The sequence below is a fragment of the Microbacterium sp. bgisy207 genome, assembly GCF_965345035.1.
Taxonomy (GTDB): Bacteria; Actinomycetota; Actinomycetes; order Actinomycetales; family Microbacteriaceae; genus Microbacterium.
Genome location: NZ_CBDRMG010000020.1, coordinates 1 through 13,872, shown reverse-complemented (window position 1 = coordinate 13,872; position 13,872 = coordinate 1). Strand labels below are relative to the sequence as shown.

The 13,872-nt window shown below is 68.8% G+C and carries 18 protein-coding genes; 15 read left to right on the top strand and 3 right to left on the bottom strand.

What is annotated here, in order from left to right; genetic code table 11:
* The 15 genes from ACSGC5_RS14420 (at position 1) to ACSGC5_RS14350 (ending at position 11,012) form a co-directional block, all read left to right on the top strand.
* Positions 1–1,392 carry an AAA family ATPase gene (locus ACSGC5_RS14420; RefSeq protein ID WP_434971295.1) on the top strand — a complete coding sequence of 464 codons (1,392 nt, stop codon included), beginning with the start codon at positions 1–3 and terminating at the stop codon, positions 1,390–1,392.
* On the top strand, positions 1,389–2,273 hold the full coding sequence (locus ACSGC5_RS14415; RefSeq protein WP_434971294.1) for an FHA domain-containing protein: 885 nt from the start codon (positions 1,389–1,391) through the stop codon (positions 2,271–2,273). The genes ACSGC5_RS14420 and ACSGC5_RS14415 overlap by 4 nt, the downstream gene beginning before the upstream one ends.
* A gap of 61 nt (positions 2,274–2,334) precedes the next feature.
* Entirely contained in the window at positions 2,335–2,592 is a 258-nt protein-coding gene (locus ACSGC5_RS14410) for a hypothetical protein (RefSeq protein ID WP_434971293.1), read from the top strand.
* 214 nt (positions 2,593–2,806) lie between these two features.
* Positions 2,807–4,837 (top strand): hypothetical protein, encoded by a 2,031-nt coding sequence (locus ACSGC5_RS14405; RefSeq protein WP_434971292.1) that lies wholly within the window; start codon positions 2,807–2,809, stop codon positions 4,835–4,837.
* A gap of 337 nt (positions 4,838–5,174) precedes the next feature.
* Positions 5,175–6,062 (top strand): ArdC-like ssDNA-binding domain-containing protein, encoded by an 888-nt coding sequence (locus ACSGC5_RS14400; protein ID WP_099197235.1) that lies wholly within the window; start codon positions 5,175–5,177, stop codon positions 6,060–6,062.
* Positions 6,063–6,095: 33 nt separating this feature from the next.
* Positions 6,096–6,725, top strand: a complete 630-nt coding sequence (locus ACSGC5_RS14395; RefSeq protein WP_434971291.1) for a DUF6349 family protein — start codon at positions 6,096–6,098, stop codon at positions 6,723–6,725.
* Positions 6,726–6,758: 33 nt separating this feature from the next.
* Entirely contained in the window at positions 6,759–7,073 is a 315-nt protein-coding gene (locus ACSGC5_RS14390) for a hypothetical protein (protein WP_434971290.1), read from the top strand.
* A gap of 340 nt (positions 7,074–7,413) precedes the next feature.
* The gene (locus tag ACSGC5_RS14385; protein ID WP_434971289.1) at positions 7,414–7,662 is read left to right on the top strand and encodes a glutaredoxin domain-containing protein; all 249 of its coding nucleotides are present in this window, start codon (positions 7,414–7,416) and stop codon (positions 7,660–7,662) included.
* 44 nt (positions 7,663–7,706) lie between these two features.
* Positions 7,707–8,123, top strand: a complete 417-nt coding sequence (locus ACSGC5_RS14380) for a hypothetical protein (protein WP_434971288.1) — start codon at positions 7,707–7,709, stop codon at positions 8,121–8,123.
* 69 nt (positions 8,124–8,192) lie between these two features.
* The gene (locus tag ACSGC5_RS14375; protein ID WP_434971287.1) at positions 8,193–8,342 is read left to right on the top strand and encodes a hypothetical protein; all 150 of its coding nucleotides are present in this window, start codon (positions 8,193–8,195) and stop codon (positions 8,340–8,342) included.
* 155 nt (positions 8,343–8,497) lie between these two features.
* Positions 8,498–8,884 carry a single-stranded DNA-binding protein gene (locus tag ACSGC5_RS14370; RefSeq protein WP_130110735.1) on the top strand — a complete coding sequence of 129 codons (387 nt, stop codon included), beginning with the start codon at positions 8,498–8,500 and terminating at the stop codon, positions 8,882–8,884.
* A gap of 79 nt (positions 8,885–8,963) precedes the next feature.
* The gene (locus ACSGC5_RS14365; protein ID WP_220033311.1) at positions 8,964–9,761 is read left to right on the top strand and encodes a ParA family protein; all 798 of its coding nucleotides are present in this window, start codon (positions 8,964–8,966) and stop codon (positions 9,759–9,761) included.
* The gene (locus ACSGC5_RS14360; protein ID WP_434971286.1) at positions 9,758–10,156 is read left to right on the top strand and encodes a ParB family protein; all 399 of its coding nucleotides are present in this window, start codon (positions 9,758–9,760) and stop codon (positions 10,154–10,156) included. The genes ACSGC5_RS14365 and ACSGC5_RS14360 overlap by 4 nt, the downstream gene beginning before the upstream one ends.
* Before the next feature lie 2 nt (positions 10,157–10,158).
* Positions 10,159–10,635: a hypothetical protein gene (locus ACSGC5_RS14355; protein WP_434971285.1), complete on the top strand. Its 477-nt coding sequence runs from the start codon at positions 10,159–10,161 to the stop codon at positions 10,633–10,635.
* Positions 10,632–11,012, top strand: coding sequence for a hypothetical protein (locus tag ACSGC5_RS14350; RefSeq protein WP_434971284.1), 381 nt, complete (start codon positions 10,632–10,634; stop codon positions 11,010–11,012). Before ACSGC5_RS14355 ends, ACSGC5_RS14350 begins: the two co-directional genes overlap by 4 nt.
* A gap of 6 nt (positions 11,013–11,018) precedes the next feature.
* Here ACSGC5_RS14350 and ACSGC5_RS14345 read toward each other — a convergent pair whose 3' ends face one another.
* From ACSGC5_RS14345 to ACSGC5_RS14335, 3 genes are read right to left on the bottom strand one after another with little or no spacing between them, the layout of a single operon-like run.
* The gene (locus ACSGC5_RS14345) at positions 11,019–11,300 is read right to left on the bottom strand and encodes a hypothetical protein (protein ID WP_434971283.1); all 282 of its coding nucleotides are present in this window, start codon (positions 11,298–11,300) and stop codon (positions 11,019–11,021) included.
* A gap of 51 nt (positions 11,301–11,351) precedes the next feature.
* Positions 11,352–12,083 (bottom strand): hypothetical protein, encoded by a 732-nt coding sequence (locus ACSGC5_RS14340; RefSeq protein WP_434971282.1) that lies wholly within the window; start codon positions 12,081–12,083, stop codon positions 11,352–11,354.
* A complete protein-coding gene (locus ACSGC5_RS14335) occupies positions 12,070–13,728 on the bottom strand; it encodes an Eco57I restriction-modification methylase domain-containing protein (RefSeq protein ID WP_434971281.1) in 1,659 nt (552 codons plus the stop codon). Before ACSGC5_RS14335 ends, ACSGC5_RS14340 begins: the two co-directional genes overlap by 14 nt.
* Positions 13,729–13,872 lie beyond the last annotated feature (144 nt).

The window sequence follows — 13,872 nt, the reverse complement described above, 5'->3', positions numbered from 1 at the left end:
ATGAGCAGCATCGAAGTACCCACGTTCCCCAAGATCGAGGCGCGCACGTTCGCGAACGGATCGGGAGAGGTCACGATCAACGGCACGTCGCACCCGATCGAGACGACCACTCTCGAGGATGCTCGCGCCGCGATCCTCGCTCGCGTGGCCGACACGGCCACGAAGATGCAGCGCCCCGTGCGCGTGACCACCAGCGGCCCCGACGGGGAGTGGCCGCTGATCGTGCACCCCGACGGCAGCGTAGAGCCCGACGAGAGCCTGCCCGCACGGCCGGCGCCGATCGAGGACGCCGCGCCGCCCATCGACTCGACGCCCGCGCCGAGCGACGAGGTTCCCGCGCCCACGCCGACGCCGGAGGTTCCGACGTTCGCTCCCGCACCGGAGGTTCCGGCCGCAGCGCCGGCCCCCGCGCCCGACGGGAACGCATGGGTGCGTCAGGCTCCCGCCCCGGTCACCGAGTACCCCAGCCGTCGCGAGGCCCGACAGTCGTTCCTCACGCACGAGCAGATGGAGGAACCGGCAACCCAGGGATGGCGCGGAGCGCTCACCCGTGCCGGCATCCGCATGAGCCCCAGCGAATCGGAGCGCGCGGAGCGCTCGGACGTCCTCGCCGTCTCGCAGCACTGGCCCGGCCCCCGCACGATCGCCGTCGTGAACGGCAAGGGAGGCGCGGGCAAGACCCCTACCACCGTCCTCCTCGCGGCCGTGTTCGCCCGCCACGGCGGCGCAGGCGTCCTCACGTGGGACAACAACCAGACCCGCGGCACGCTCGGCTGGCGCACCGAGCAGGGGCCGCACGAGGCAACCCTGCTTGACCTCCTCCCCCAGGTCGACCGGCTCCTGAGCACCGGAGCGCAGTCCGCGGACCTGGCGCACTACGTGCACCACCAGACCCGCGACCGGTTCGACGTGCTGCGCAGCAAGCCGATGGCCCTCGCGCACGAGCAGCGCGTCGAGCCGAGCGACGTCGATGCGATCCACGCCGTCGCCGCGAAGTACTACCGGCTGATCTTCATCGACTCCGGCAACGACGAGTCCGACCCGATGTGGCTGCGCATGATCGACCACGCCGACCAGCTCGTGGTCGCCACGACCACCCGCGACGACCACGCCGAAGCCGGCGCGCTTCTCCTCGAAGCCCTCGCAGAGCGCGCCGCCGGATCGGCCGAGCTGGCGCGGGATGCCGTCGTGATCGTCAACCAGGCCGACCCGAAGTCCACCGCCGCCGACCTGGCGCGCGTGGCCGACGGCTACCGGTCCCTCGCCCGCGAGGCCGTCACGGTCCCCCACGACCCGGCGATGGTCGACGGAGTGCTGCGCTTCGGCTCCCTGCGCCCCCAGACGCAGCGTGCGTGGCTCGCAGCGGGCGCGGCGGTCGCCCGCGGGCTATGAACGCCACACAGCCGCTCACAGGGCTGCATCGCGTCCCTGAGTGGCCCCGTCTCGCCGCCACCGTCACACACGACGGCACAGGCACCCTCACGATTAACGGTGTCAGCCGCGCGTGCGCGGCCGAGTCCGTCGCAGCTCTGCGCACCGGCATGATCGCGCGCGCCGTGGCGATCGGCACGCAGCTACGACGCCCGATCCGCCTCGATGTGACCGAGGACGGCCGCACCCACGCCCTCGCCGTGCGCCCTGAGGGCTACGTGCAGCTCATCGGCGCCGACGGCACCATTCCCGCCCCCGACGGCCTCAGCATCGACGAGGGGCGTTGCCGCATCTGCCGCCGGCTACAGCCGGTGACCTCCGCGACGTGCGTCCAGTGCGGCGTCGACGAACCGCTGCGCGTCGAGGTCGCTCCCCCGGCCGAGCCGAACACCGTCGCACCCCTCGCGGCCGCGCCGATCACCCGGCCGAACCCCGTTGAGCTCGACGAGCTCGACGAGCTGCACGACGTCGAGCACACACGCATCAGCCGCCGCGCAACGGCCCCCGCAGCGCCTCCCGCGCCAGGCCTGCACCTGGCGTTCAACACTCAGCGCAGCGTCGACGCCGGCCCGCACATCGTCATCGGCCGCAACCCCGAACCCGTCGACGGACGCGAAGCGCTCACCGTCGTCACGCCTGGACGGATGCTCTCGCGCACCCACGCGACGATCGACGTCGACGACGCCGGGCGCATCGTCGTGACCGACCTCGATTCCGCGAACGGCATCGAACTGCAGTCGGCCCCGCCGCACTGGCTCACCCCCGGCGAACCGACCGTCATTCCCGACGGCGCGACGATCCTTCTGGGCGACGTCTACTGCACCGTCGCACGGTCGAAGTGACCTACACCCGCCGTCGGCGCGTCGCCGCAGTGTTTATGCATAATCCCGGCACGATGGCCCTATGAGCGACTACGGCCGACGCGCGCGACGTCCCAACGACGCGCCGACGGTCCTGCTACAGGGCCGTGTATCCCCCACCGCACGCGACGACGTGCGCGAAGCAGCCGAGGCATCCGGCGTCACCATGTCGTACTACCTCGACGCGCTCATTACGAAGCTCGTCAGCGAGAACGGCGGAATGCCGCTCATTGACCCTCCCGCGCGGGACCGCGCGAACCAGCTCGATATCCCCGGGGAGGCCGCGACCAGAGCCGCATAACAAGCAAGCCCCCGCCTCTACGAGACGGGGGCCAGAGCTAAGTGCCTGATCTTCTGAGTTTGGCGACCGGTAGATCAAGGCAATCCCAAGAACCGGCAGACAGGGCCGGGGCCTTGTCATGTCCTAGATCTAGGAAGTTGGTGCCATCATAGCGCGCCCGGATGCAAAGCGATATCGCAATCGCGACGGCGAGTCGTGGGCGCTCACCGTTGCGGTGAGCCCGCGCCCCCGCGTGCGCGTGGCCGTCGTCGACGCCTACGGGACGATCGCGAACGAGTACCGCGATCGCGCGATCGGCGCCGCTACCCCTGAGCGCCCGTGGGCGGTCTACCTCGCCGGCCCCGATCAGCGGTTCCGCCTCCTCGCGTTCGACCTCGACGCCCACGGCGACCCCGCGGCCGCAGCTCGCGACGCCGACGTGCTCTCCGGCCTCCTCTCCGACGTCGGCCTGTCGCACGTCCTCTGCGAGTCCGGGCCGACCGGCGGCCGCCACCTATGGGTCGGCCTGGCCGAGTCCGTCGACGCCGAAACCGTCGCGACCCTCGCCCGTCTCGCGCGGCACGTGTGCCCCACCCTCGACCTCTCCCCCCTCACCAACCCCGTGACGGGCTGTGTGCGGCCCCCAGGAGCGCCCCACCGTGCCGGCGGACACTCCACCGTCCTCCGCGGCGACCTCGACGCGCTCAGCGCGCCCACGGCCACCGCCGCACAGGTGCGCGCGCTCGTGAGCCTCCTCGCCGGCCTCGTCGACGACACCGAGCCCGCTCGCACCATCGACCCGCACGCGCCCCTCCCGCTCGACGCCCACGGGCGTCTGCACCTGGTCGGCCCGCGCCGCCAGCTCCCCGCCGTCAGCGCCGCAGCGCTGCACGAGACGCCCGCAGACGCCTCAGCGACGCTCTGGCGCGTCCTGATCGGCGCAGCGGCCGCCAGGTGGCGGCACGCCGACGTCGCCGCCCTCGTCGACACCGAGCCCGGCCTAGAGCACGTCCGCAGCCGCGTCACCACCCGCGGCCGCGTGAACCGCCCCCGCGGCGAACAGCGCCGCGTCCTCGCCCGCCAGTGGGACAAGGCCGTGCGCTACGTCGCGGCCAGTGACCGCCAGATCGGGGACGATCCCACGTTCGACCGTCGCGCCGACGCGATCGCCGCGCACGTGCGCGACGTCCAACAGCGCGCCGACGCCGCAGCCGGCCGCTGGGCCCGCGGAGGCGGCCCCGCCGATCGCCGCATCCTCGACGTGCTGTGCGCTCTCGCCCTGCACGCCCTCAGCGGCTCTCTGGAAGCCGATACCCGCCGCCTGGCCCAACTGGCCGGCGTCGGCCGCGAGACGGCCAGGACGGCGCTGCTGCGCCTCTCCGAGGACGGATGGATCGCCCAGACCGCGGCCGCGGACGGACCCCGCGCCGCTCACTGGACGATCGACCCTCAGAGCACTCTCCACAGCAACTCGGATCATGCCCGGTCACAAGCGGACCCGCGCCCCCCTGGGGCCGGGGCCGCTGAGAGAACCGCGATCCTCGCAACGCTTCGCACACGAACAACGGATGCCGCACACGACCTGTTCACCGCTACCCGCCCTGCGCTCGGGCACCTGGCCGGGAACCTCTACGCACGAATCGACACCACAGCTCGCCCCCTCGACGAACTCTCCCCCCTGATCGGCGCCGACCCGCTACGCACCCGTCGACTGCTGGACCGCCTCACCTACGCCGGCATCGTCGAGCGCGCCCGTGACGGCTGGCACCGCGTCGACGCGCTCCCCCTCGACGTGGCCGCCGAGCGCGCCGGAGTCGCCGGGCGACTCGACGCCCGCGCTACCCGCTACCGCGTCGAGCGCGAGGCGTGGGCGTGGTGGAAGGCCGAGGAGGCGTGGATGCACGCACCCCGTCGACCCGACGCGAAACGTCGACCGAGCCGGGGGCAGCTCTCCCTCGTCCCCGACGACGGCACCCACGCCTACGGCCCACACCCACGCCGACCCGATGGCCGGCTCGACTACGCCGCAGCTCGTCGCATCATCGTCGAGGAGCGCGAGGGAACGGCCGTGCGGCCGTACGACCGCAACGCCGACGGAGATCTCCGCTCGAGAACCCTCGTCGACGCCGCCGACGTCGAAGCCGTCGACGAGGAATGGATCGATCCGGGCTACTGCGCACACGGCATGACGATCGGCGTCAGGTGCCGCTACTGCGACGGCCCCGCCACCAAGTCGGCCGAGACACCGCGACGTCGAGTCGCCTAGCGACGATCCGCTGCGCGGAGGCGAGCCCACGGGCTCGCTGATCGAGCCGGCGATGCCGGCGCTGTCAGGGCCTTCGGCCCGTTCTTTTGCCGTGAAGCCTTCGGCAGCATACGGTCGGCCAACCTCCATGCAAGCGGCTGCGCCGCCGGCTCCTCCGAGACTTTCGGCACGCGGTCGCTGCGCTCCCTCACATCGCGCCGAAACTCTCTCCCCCACCGCCCTTCGGGTTGCACTCCGGCCGGCTCTCCCTAGCGGCGACAAGTCGCCTTCACGGCAAAAAACGTGGGGGTGAGACAGACGCAAATAGTACTAATCCCGTTAGGTGGAGGTTCCGAACATGGCACGCACAGTCAAGAACACCAAGAGCCCCGAGGAGCGTCGCGCCGAGGCCGAGGCCCTGCAAGCGACGATCGCGGAACAGGTCGAGGCGCTGCGCGAGTCCGAGACGTGGGCGCGGTTCCTGACCTTCGCGCAGTCGTTCCACCGCTACAGCCTGGGGAACCTGCTGCTGATCTTCGCCCAGTGCCCCGAGGCGTCCCACGTCGCCGGTTACCGGACGTGGCAGAAGCTCAACCGCCAGGTGCGCAAGGGTGAGCGCGGAATCCGTATCTTCGGCGGCCGCGACGTGCGCGAGACGGTCGAGAACGAGCAGACCGGCGAGGAGGAGGAACAGCGCCGGGTGCGATTCTTCCCGGTGTCCGTGTTCGACATGGGACAAACCGACCTCATCGACGAGGAAGCGGGCGACCCGGCCGACATTGCGCGCCAGCTCACCGGAGACGACCCCGCGGGCATCTTCGACGCCGTGGCCGACTACCTCACCGGCAAGGGCTGGACCGTCGAGCGCGAGCAGATCGCCGGAGGCGCGAACGGGTACACCACCACCGACGGCACACAGCGCGTCGTGATCGACGCGGACCTCTCCCCTGCTCAGGCAGCCAAGACCGCCCTTCACGAGGCCGCCCACGTCATCCTGCACGCCGAGGAAGATCACGCCGAGTACGTCGAGCACCGCGGGATCAAGGAAACCGAGGCCGAGAGCGTCGCCTACATCGTCGCCGGGATTCTCGGACTCGACACCAGCGCCTACAGCGTCGGCTACGTCGCCGGGTGGAGCAAGTGCGAGGCCGAGACGATCAAGGCCACCGCGGCAAACGTGCTGCGCACCGCGCACGCCCTGGCCGACGCGATCACCGAGCCCGCCCCCGAGCCCGTCGCCGCGTAACCCAAATAGTACTAATCCCGTTAGGAGAACGTCATGCACGGAGAGCCGACCCTGTTCGATATGGCCGAGTTCGAGCGCGAGGCCGTGGCCGCGATGCCCTGGGAAGGCGTGCCGCTGCGGTACGTCACCGATTACCACCACCCCGACGACCTCGCGGCCGCGTTCGAGCGGTGGAAGGGCGAGCACGGCAATTTCGGATGCCTGATGCGCTCGCACATGTGGCACCGCGCCTACTTCGGTCGGCAGGACGTCGCCGCCAGCGACGAGGCCCACGAGCTGCACATGCTCAACGCCGATACCCGGTGCGACCTCGCAGAGCACGACCACAGCGCCGACCCGCTCCCCGGCGGGCTGATGTACCAGGCGAATTGCCCGCCCTGCCGCTGGCACGTCATCACCGAGCACGAGAACGAGGCCGTAGAGGCCTGGCACGATCACGCGATGCCGGGATGGCGAGCCCTGCCGATCCTCCCGACGAAGCTCAGCACCGCCGACGAGAAGAAGGCCCGCGCCGCTGCGGCCAAGTGGTGCGCGGAGAACTACCCCGCCGAATGGCAGCGCCCCGGCGCACCCGTCATCACTCGACGCGGCCCGCACGGCGGTCGCCACGTGGGCGGCCGCTCCCCCTTCGGCGGCTACGACCTCGCCGCCCCCAACGACTGACCCGAATAGTACTAATCCCGTTAGGAGAACCCCATGCACACCCTGACCCCGAGCGACGTCGCCGCGCTGCTGGACGACCTCGCGCAGCTCCTCCCGTTCCCGACGACGATCTACACCGACATGGGCGCGGATAGCTGGACTCCTCAGCTCTACTTCGGCCCGGTCGACCCATCGTCAGACCTCCCCGAGCACCGCGCCGGGATCGACGCCGACACCGTGCGCCCCGTGTGGTGGATCGACCTCGACGGCGGAACCCGAACGATCCTCCTCGACGAAGTGACCCCCGACGACGTGTGCAACGTCGCCGCCCGGATCGCAGCCACCCAGCAATGCGAGCGACCCTATTAGTACTGTTCCCGTCGCCCGTGGTTGTGGCGGGAACAGTACTGTTCCCCGACCAGGTGCCGCAGCTCACGACCACGGCGGCCGACACCGGACGGAGCCGGCGCCGGCTAACGGACGGCCGGACGGAGCCGGCCGACTGCCAGGGCCTATCGGCCCGTTCTTTTGCCGTGAAGCCTTCGGCAGCATACGGTCGGCCAACCTACGCACCAGTGCTTTCGCGGCATATCCTCCTCCGCTTCGCTCCGTCCGGTATTCCACGGTCACTGGCACTCCGGCCGGCTCTCCCTAGCGGCGACAAGTCGCCTTCACGGCAAAAAAACGAGTGGGGTGGGAGGATCACGAAATGGAAGCTCTGACGGTTTACACGACCGGCCCAGCGTGCGGGAAGTGCACCATGACGAAGAACATGCTCAAAGGCAAGGGCATCCCGTTCGTTGAGGTGAACATCACCGAGAACCCCGCAGCGTACGAGTACGTGACCGCCGATCTGTGCTACACCGTGGCCCCCGTCGTTGTCGTCGACGATGACGATCACTGGTGCGACCTCCGACCCGATCAGATCGAGCGCGTCGCCGCTCACTTCGCAGCCTGACCCCGCTACCCCAAATAGTACTAATCCCGTTACAAGGAGGAACCATGACCGACCGCAACCTGACCCCGTATGACCGTGGCACCCGCTTGGAGCCGCAGCTCTGGCCGGTCGGGGATGACCCCGACAGCTACGGCCGTGTGGACTTCGACGACGAGGAGGCGCGAACGATCCTGACGGCCTACGTCGAGCGCGAGGGCGACGGCTACGCCATGCACGTGCACGGGATGGCCGAACCGCTGAGCCTCGTCGTCGACGGCGGCGGGCGGGTGGTTCCGGTCGACCGCGAGCTGTGCGAGGGAATCGACATGCTGCTCAACATGGCCCGACGCGGCCGCGAGGACTTCGAGCACCAGGCCGCCTATGGCGACTACACCGCCGAGGATCGCGCGGCAGCCGATCGCCTGTGGCTGCTGGCCGAAACGGTCGGAAAGCTGCTGGCCGGAGAAGCCGGAAAGGCTTGACCCTCAGTAACCCTAATAGTACTATTAGGGTTATACGGAACTAGAGACGATACGGAACCAGGACACGACATGCAGAACCTCATCATCACCAAGCTGGCCGACCTTCACGCGGGCGACCGCATCCTGAGCTGGGATGGCCGGCCCTACCGCCGGCGCGGATCGTCGCGCAGCGTCTCGGCTACATCGGAGCGGGGAGTGTCCAGGGCGTACGTCTCGTGAACCCCCACCCGACCAGCGACGTCGAGCACGTGCTGTACCCAGCGCAGATGGATGGCCGGCGATTGGAGGTCGAGCGTCCTTAGCTTTCCCCTTGTAACCCCATTCCCGCTAATAGTACTGTTCCCACTACCGGGACGAAACCGAAGGAGCACACCATGAGCTACATCACCCGCACCGGCAACCTCGCTGCAACGCCCACCCTCCGCGAGGGGGACAACGGCCCGTACACCTACGCCCGCGTCCTCGTCAGCGATCGCATCCGCCAGGAGGACGGCAGCTACACCGACGGCCCCACCGTCGCCTACGACGTCGCCGTGAGCGGCAACCAGGCGCAGAACCTCGTCGAGGCGGCCGAGGAGTCGGGGAACATCCGCGTGACGTTCTCCGGCCGCTACCGCGTCACCGAGTACAAGGGCGACCAGGGGAGCCGCTTGCAGCACGAGGTCCGAGCCGACGAAATCGCGGTGAGCCTGCGTGGGCAGAGCGTCCGCGTGGTCGGCAAGCCCTCGACCGCCGACCAGGGCGACGACACCCCGTTCTGATCCCGCACTCAGGGGTGCGCCTCCACTGTGGGGCGCACCCCTAACAGTACTATTGCCGTTACACATGAAAGGTGACACCGTGACCGCTCGAATCCTCGCCCTCTGCAATCAGAAGGGCGGCGTCGGCAAGAGCACAACGACATTCCACCTGGCCCGCGCCGCGGTGCTGGCTGGCCGCCGCGTGCTCGCCGTCGACCTCGACCCGCAGGGAAACCTCACGACGTCGATCGCAGCCGAAACCGTCGAGGAAGATCAGCCCGGCCTAGCCGACGCGCTGAGCAAGCACGCCGACGAGACGCTGCGCGACGTCATCGTGCCGGGACTGTGGCCCGGCCTCGACCTCGTGCCGACGTCGGGCGTCGAGCTCGGCAGTGTGCGCGATGAACTCGTGATCGCCGGGGCGGGCCGAGAGAGCCGCCTACGCGCCGCGCTGCGCGAGGTTGCAGATGACTATGACCTGATCCTCATCGACTGCGCGCCGAGCCTTGACCAGCTCACCAGCAACGGCCTGACGGCCGCCGACGGGGTAGTGGTCGTGACGCACTCGAAGCTGTGGAGCGCCAACGGCCTGACGCAGCTCCTCGACACGATCGCGCTCGTGCGCGAGCACTACAACGCGCAGCTCGACGTCGCCGGCATCCTCATCAACCAGCACGAGGAGAACACGGTCAGCGGCCGTGCCTGGCTCGACGACCTCACCGAGGCGGCCGAGGCACGCGGGCTGCGCGTGCTCACCCCGCCGGTTCCCAAGCGCGTCGTGATCGCGGATGCCGTCGAAGCATCCAAGGGCCTCGACGAGTGGGGGAGTGCCGAGGCTACCGCCCTCAGCGGCCTCTACAGCGGCCACCTGACCACCCTCGAAGGAGTACGCGCATGAGCGCCCGACCCGAACGCAAACGCTCCACCCTCAGCGGACGGAACCCCATCGCACCGGCCGCTGAGACGCCGCGGGAGCCTCCCGCAGCCGCTCCCGCGCCTGCTGCACCGGCCACGCCCGCAGAGAGCGTCACAGAGCCGCAGGCGGCCGCACCGAAGAAACGCAGCAAGTACCCGCCCAAGGTGTCGTTCTATCAGGAGCAGGAGGACACCGATCGCATCCGCGGCGCGATCATGCACACCATCCCCTACGAGGGCGTGCGCAGCCTCTCGCAGTTCCTCAGCGGGGCCGCTATGAAGGAAGTCGAGCGGCTAGAGCGCCAGTACAACGACGGCAAGCCGTTCCCGCCCGTGGGGGCTCGAGAACTGCCCCAGGGCCGACCGATGGGGGAGTGACCATGACGCAGCTCAACCAGGAAGCGCGAGAGACGCTGCGATGGGCGGGGATCACCCCCGGTCAGTGGGCGAAGCGCCACGGGTACGAGTCAGCGAAGGATTGGCGCGGTGACGAGTGCGGATGCACCGACGACCGCTGTATCGGCTACCACCACGACGCCACAGATGAGTGCGGGTGCCTGCCCGCCCTCATCGAGGAGCTGCGCCGGGATGAGCGCAAGCTGGCCGCCGCCCGTCCCGTGTGGACCGCGCACGAGCGCGCCACCGAGAGCGGCACGGTCGAGGATCGCGCCGCAGCCGACCAGCTCGCGGCCGAGTGGATCGCCGAGTACAACCCCGGAGCCACCTGGCACGGTCTGACGGCCCGCGGGATCGTCTACCGCAACCAGTGGAACGACCGGACCTGGCTTATCTACGACGCCGACCGCGACTCGATCGAGCCGGCCGACGTCACCAACGAAACGGAGATCTCGGCATGACCGCCGTTACCGTGCAACAGCTCGTCGATCAGGTTCTCGACACTGCCCAGGCGGCGCACCCCGGCGTCGAGTTCGGCATCACCATGTCCCTCGCGAACGCCCTGCTTCTGCAGAAGGACTCCGACAAGCTGTGGCGCAAGGGTGCCGACGGGCGAATGGGCTACTACAGCGGCCACGTCTACCGCGATTGCCTCGTCGACGAGATTCCGAGCGACGAGCCGGCACCGATCGACTTCCTTGTGATCGTTGCGCCCGTTTACGGCACCAGCCCGGAGGCCGAGCAGGCCGTCACCTACTACGGCGACCTGCGCTCGGGTGCGATCGCGACCACCCTGCCCGATGACGTTCAGACCGAGCCGCCCGCACAACCGGCGTAGCTCAGCTCAGCGTCGGTTACTCGTCGACGGGCCGGTGCACTTGATGTACTCCCACCAAGTGAACTCGACCGCGAGCCGCATGGCGTCCTCCGGGAAATATCCGATGAGCTGCCGCTGGGCGGGATCGCGGTCGAACGTCACAGAGCGCAGCAGTCGGCGGCCGCGGACCTCCACGTAGCGAATGATCGCGACCCGACGGCTCTTGTCGAACACGTACCAGACCCCCGGTTCAGGGGAGCTCTGCAACTGGGACATAGGCGACCAGTGCTGCACCACGTCGGTGACCATAAAGCCATCCCCTGACACGAGCGGGGATGATGTGTCACTCGCGGCGGCAGCTCACGCCTTGGTGACGGTCCCGTCGAGGCCTTCGTAGAGGTCGAAGTTCCGTTCCCCAATGAGCGCGACGAGCGTGTCGAACGCTTCGGAGAGGGGGACCTCAGTGGCGAGGTCGTTGGCTTCATATGCGCGGATGGATGGCATGGTGTCGTTCAGATCGGCCAAGAGGACGTAGAACTTCTCGTATTGCTCATCTCGGCCGGCAGGGTCCTGCCGTCCAGTGAAGAGCCGAAGACGTGGACCAGCGTTGATGAAGGTCGACTTTCGCCGGCCCGTGCTGTCGTGCTCGGCTCCGGCGTCGAAGATGAGCAGTGCAGCGAGCACGGCGTACGGGAACCGGCGATGCAGGGTGACGGCCTCATTGAGAAGGTCTGCTCGACGATTGGTGAGATTCTTCTGGTAGTTCCTGGTCTGGCCGTCCTTGAACAGGATCGTCTTCACGCTGACGGCGAGGATGAGCCCGGATTCTTCGGTGGCCCAGGTCACGTCGACCTTCTTCGCGCCGATCCCGCCGGCCAGGCGGCGTTCCGCGCCGCTGACCCCTGCTTCGCCGGGTCCGGTTGGTCTAGCGCCATCCATGCCCCGTGCGCGGAGCTCGGCCGCGACGGCCAGCGCGACCGCGGCCGACAGCTTCTCGTTGTAGTTCTTCTTGGTGGCCTGCGGGGCAGTGTCGACGGGCTTAGAGCCGCACGATCGGATAGCCGCGATCAGGCGATCGTCAATCGTTGCCACGACGGCTCCTTGACTCTCGACGTTTCGAAAGGTCAGCGCGTGCCGCGCGAATCTCCGCGACGTCGGGACGGCGCATGCCGAGAGTCCGAACCAGCAGCACGTCGTCGACGAGCTTGGCCGCCTCGAGGACTTGTCCGTGGCGGAGCTTCCCGCCGACGACGGGGCGGATCGCGAGGAGCGCGTCACGTGCAGCGGCGACGGCCGACGGATCGGGCAGCGCCCACGAGTCGGCTTCGCCCGGCTCCATCTTCAACATGCCGCCGCCGTACGCGCGGCCGGTGAACTCGGCGCCCAGCATCGTGACGGAGTTCAGCGCGGCAACGGGCAGCAGCTCTCTGCCAATGCCTCGGTGCTCCGGCGTGAGGTAGACGCCGTGCACGGAGTTCAGGTGCAGAGCGCCGGCTGTATTGGTGGTGATTCTTGGGGTGTCGGCGTTCATGTAGGTCAGGAGCAGATCGGCCTTCTTCACAAGAGGAACGCGCCACCACTCTTTGCGGACGCGGCACTTATAGGCCGTGTGCACCGAATCTTTCTCGCCTTGCGCGATGTAGGCCAACGCGGCCGTGGACGGCTTGTCCGCAGGGCGGAACAGCATCGTCCGCTTACCGGCTTTCCCGAGCTCTGTATGCGCGCGGGTTGAGAACTCCAATCCGCGTAGATGGCTCGAGCCCGGAGGGGAGAGCCGCGCCACGTCGCTCGGCTGCAGTTTGAGCTCAGCAACTCGCGCGGGCGACAGTGCGAAGTACTTGTTGTTGCCGGTGACCATCCCGAGCGTTGTCTCACCCCAGTTCTGCATCGCCGTAAATTGGCCGCTCAGGATCAGCTTTCCGTAGATCTTCAAGGCTTCAGGTGTGACCGTCGAGCTGGACCACTTCGCTGCGGGATCGGGGGGAGTCCAGGTGGCGATCGGGGGCAGGTCGGTGGCCAGCGAGGCCGCGTTCGTCACCTGACGGATGCGGGCATGGTCGGTCGAACCGCCGTAGCCGTCGGCCAGGAGCAGAATGGCCTCCGTCTCTGCCTCCTCGAACACTCGCTGCTCGAACAGCACAAGGTCGACCTGAGCGAAGTTCTCGAAGAGGAACCGACGGACGGGGGCGGCGTAGTTCGCGTGTAGCAGTTCCGCGGGCAGCACGTAGCCGAGCCGGCCCCCAGCGCGCAGGCTGAGGGCACCGTGGACCGTAAACGCCGCCCACGACGACGCCAGTCCCGAGAGCGCGACCCCGCCGCGGAGAGCCGCGGCACGCGCCTTCGCGCGCGCCTCGCCGGCGAAGTCTTGGAATCGGATGTACGGAGGATTGCCGACGACCGCGGTGTACTGGCCGCTCGCCGGAGTGTCGAAGAAGTCGCTGACGGTCATGACGACCTCGCCGCCCGCTGCCCTGATGCGTCCGGCCCCGTACGCCGCGCTCCACGGATGCAGCTCAACACCGTGCACGATGGGCGTCGACTCGCCGAGCGCGCGCAGTCGCGACACCGCGTGTGCAAGAAACTCGGCATCGCCCGCGGACGGCTCGAGGATCAGATCGCTCGCGTCTCGCACCGCCCAGTTGGCGATAAAAGAAGCGATCACCGGGGGAGTGAAGAACGCTCCGCGCGCCTTCCGAGCTTCGGCGCCGTCGGAGGGGTCGCGCGCGCCGAGGATCACGCACCAATTCTGTCCGACACCGCCCACACCGCGGGGATCGACGCTCCCTAGACCGTGCCGAAATCGATCGATTTCGGGAAGTGAGCAGGCGTCCGCGTGCACAGGCACCGCAAACGGGGTCCGTATCGAAACCCAGTTATGGGA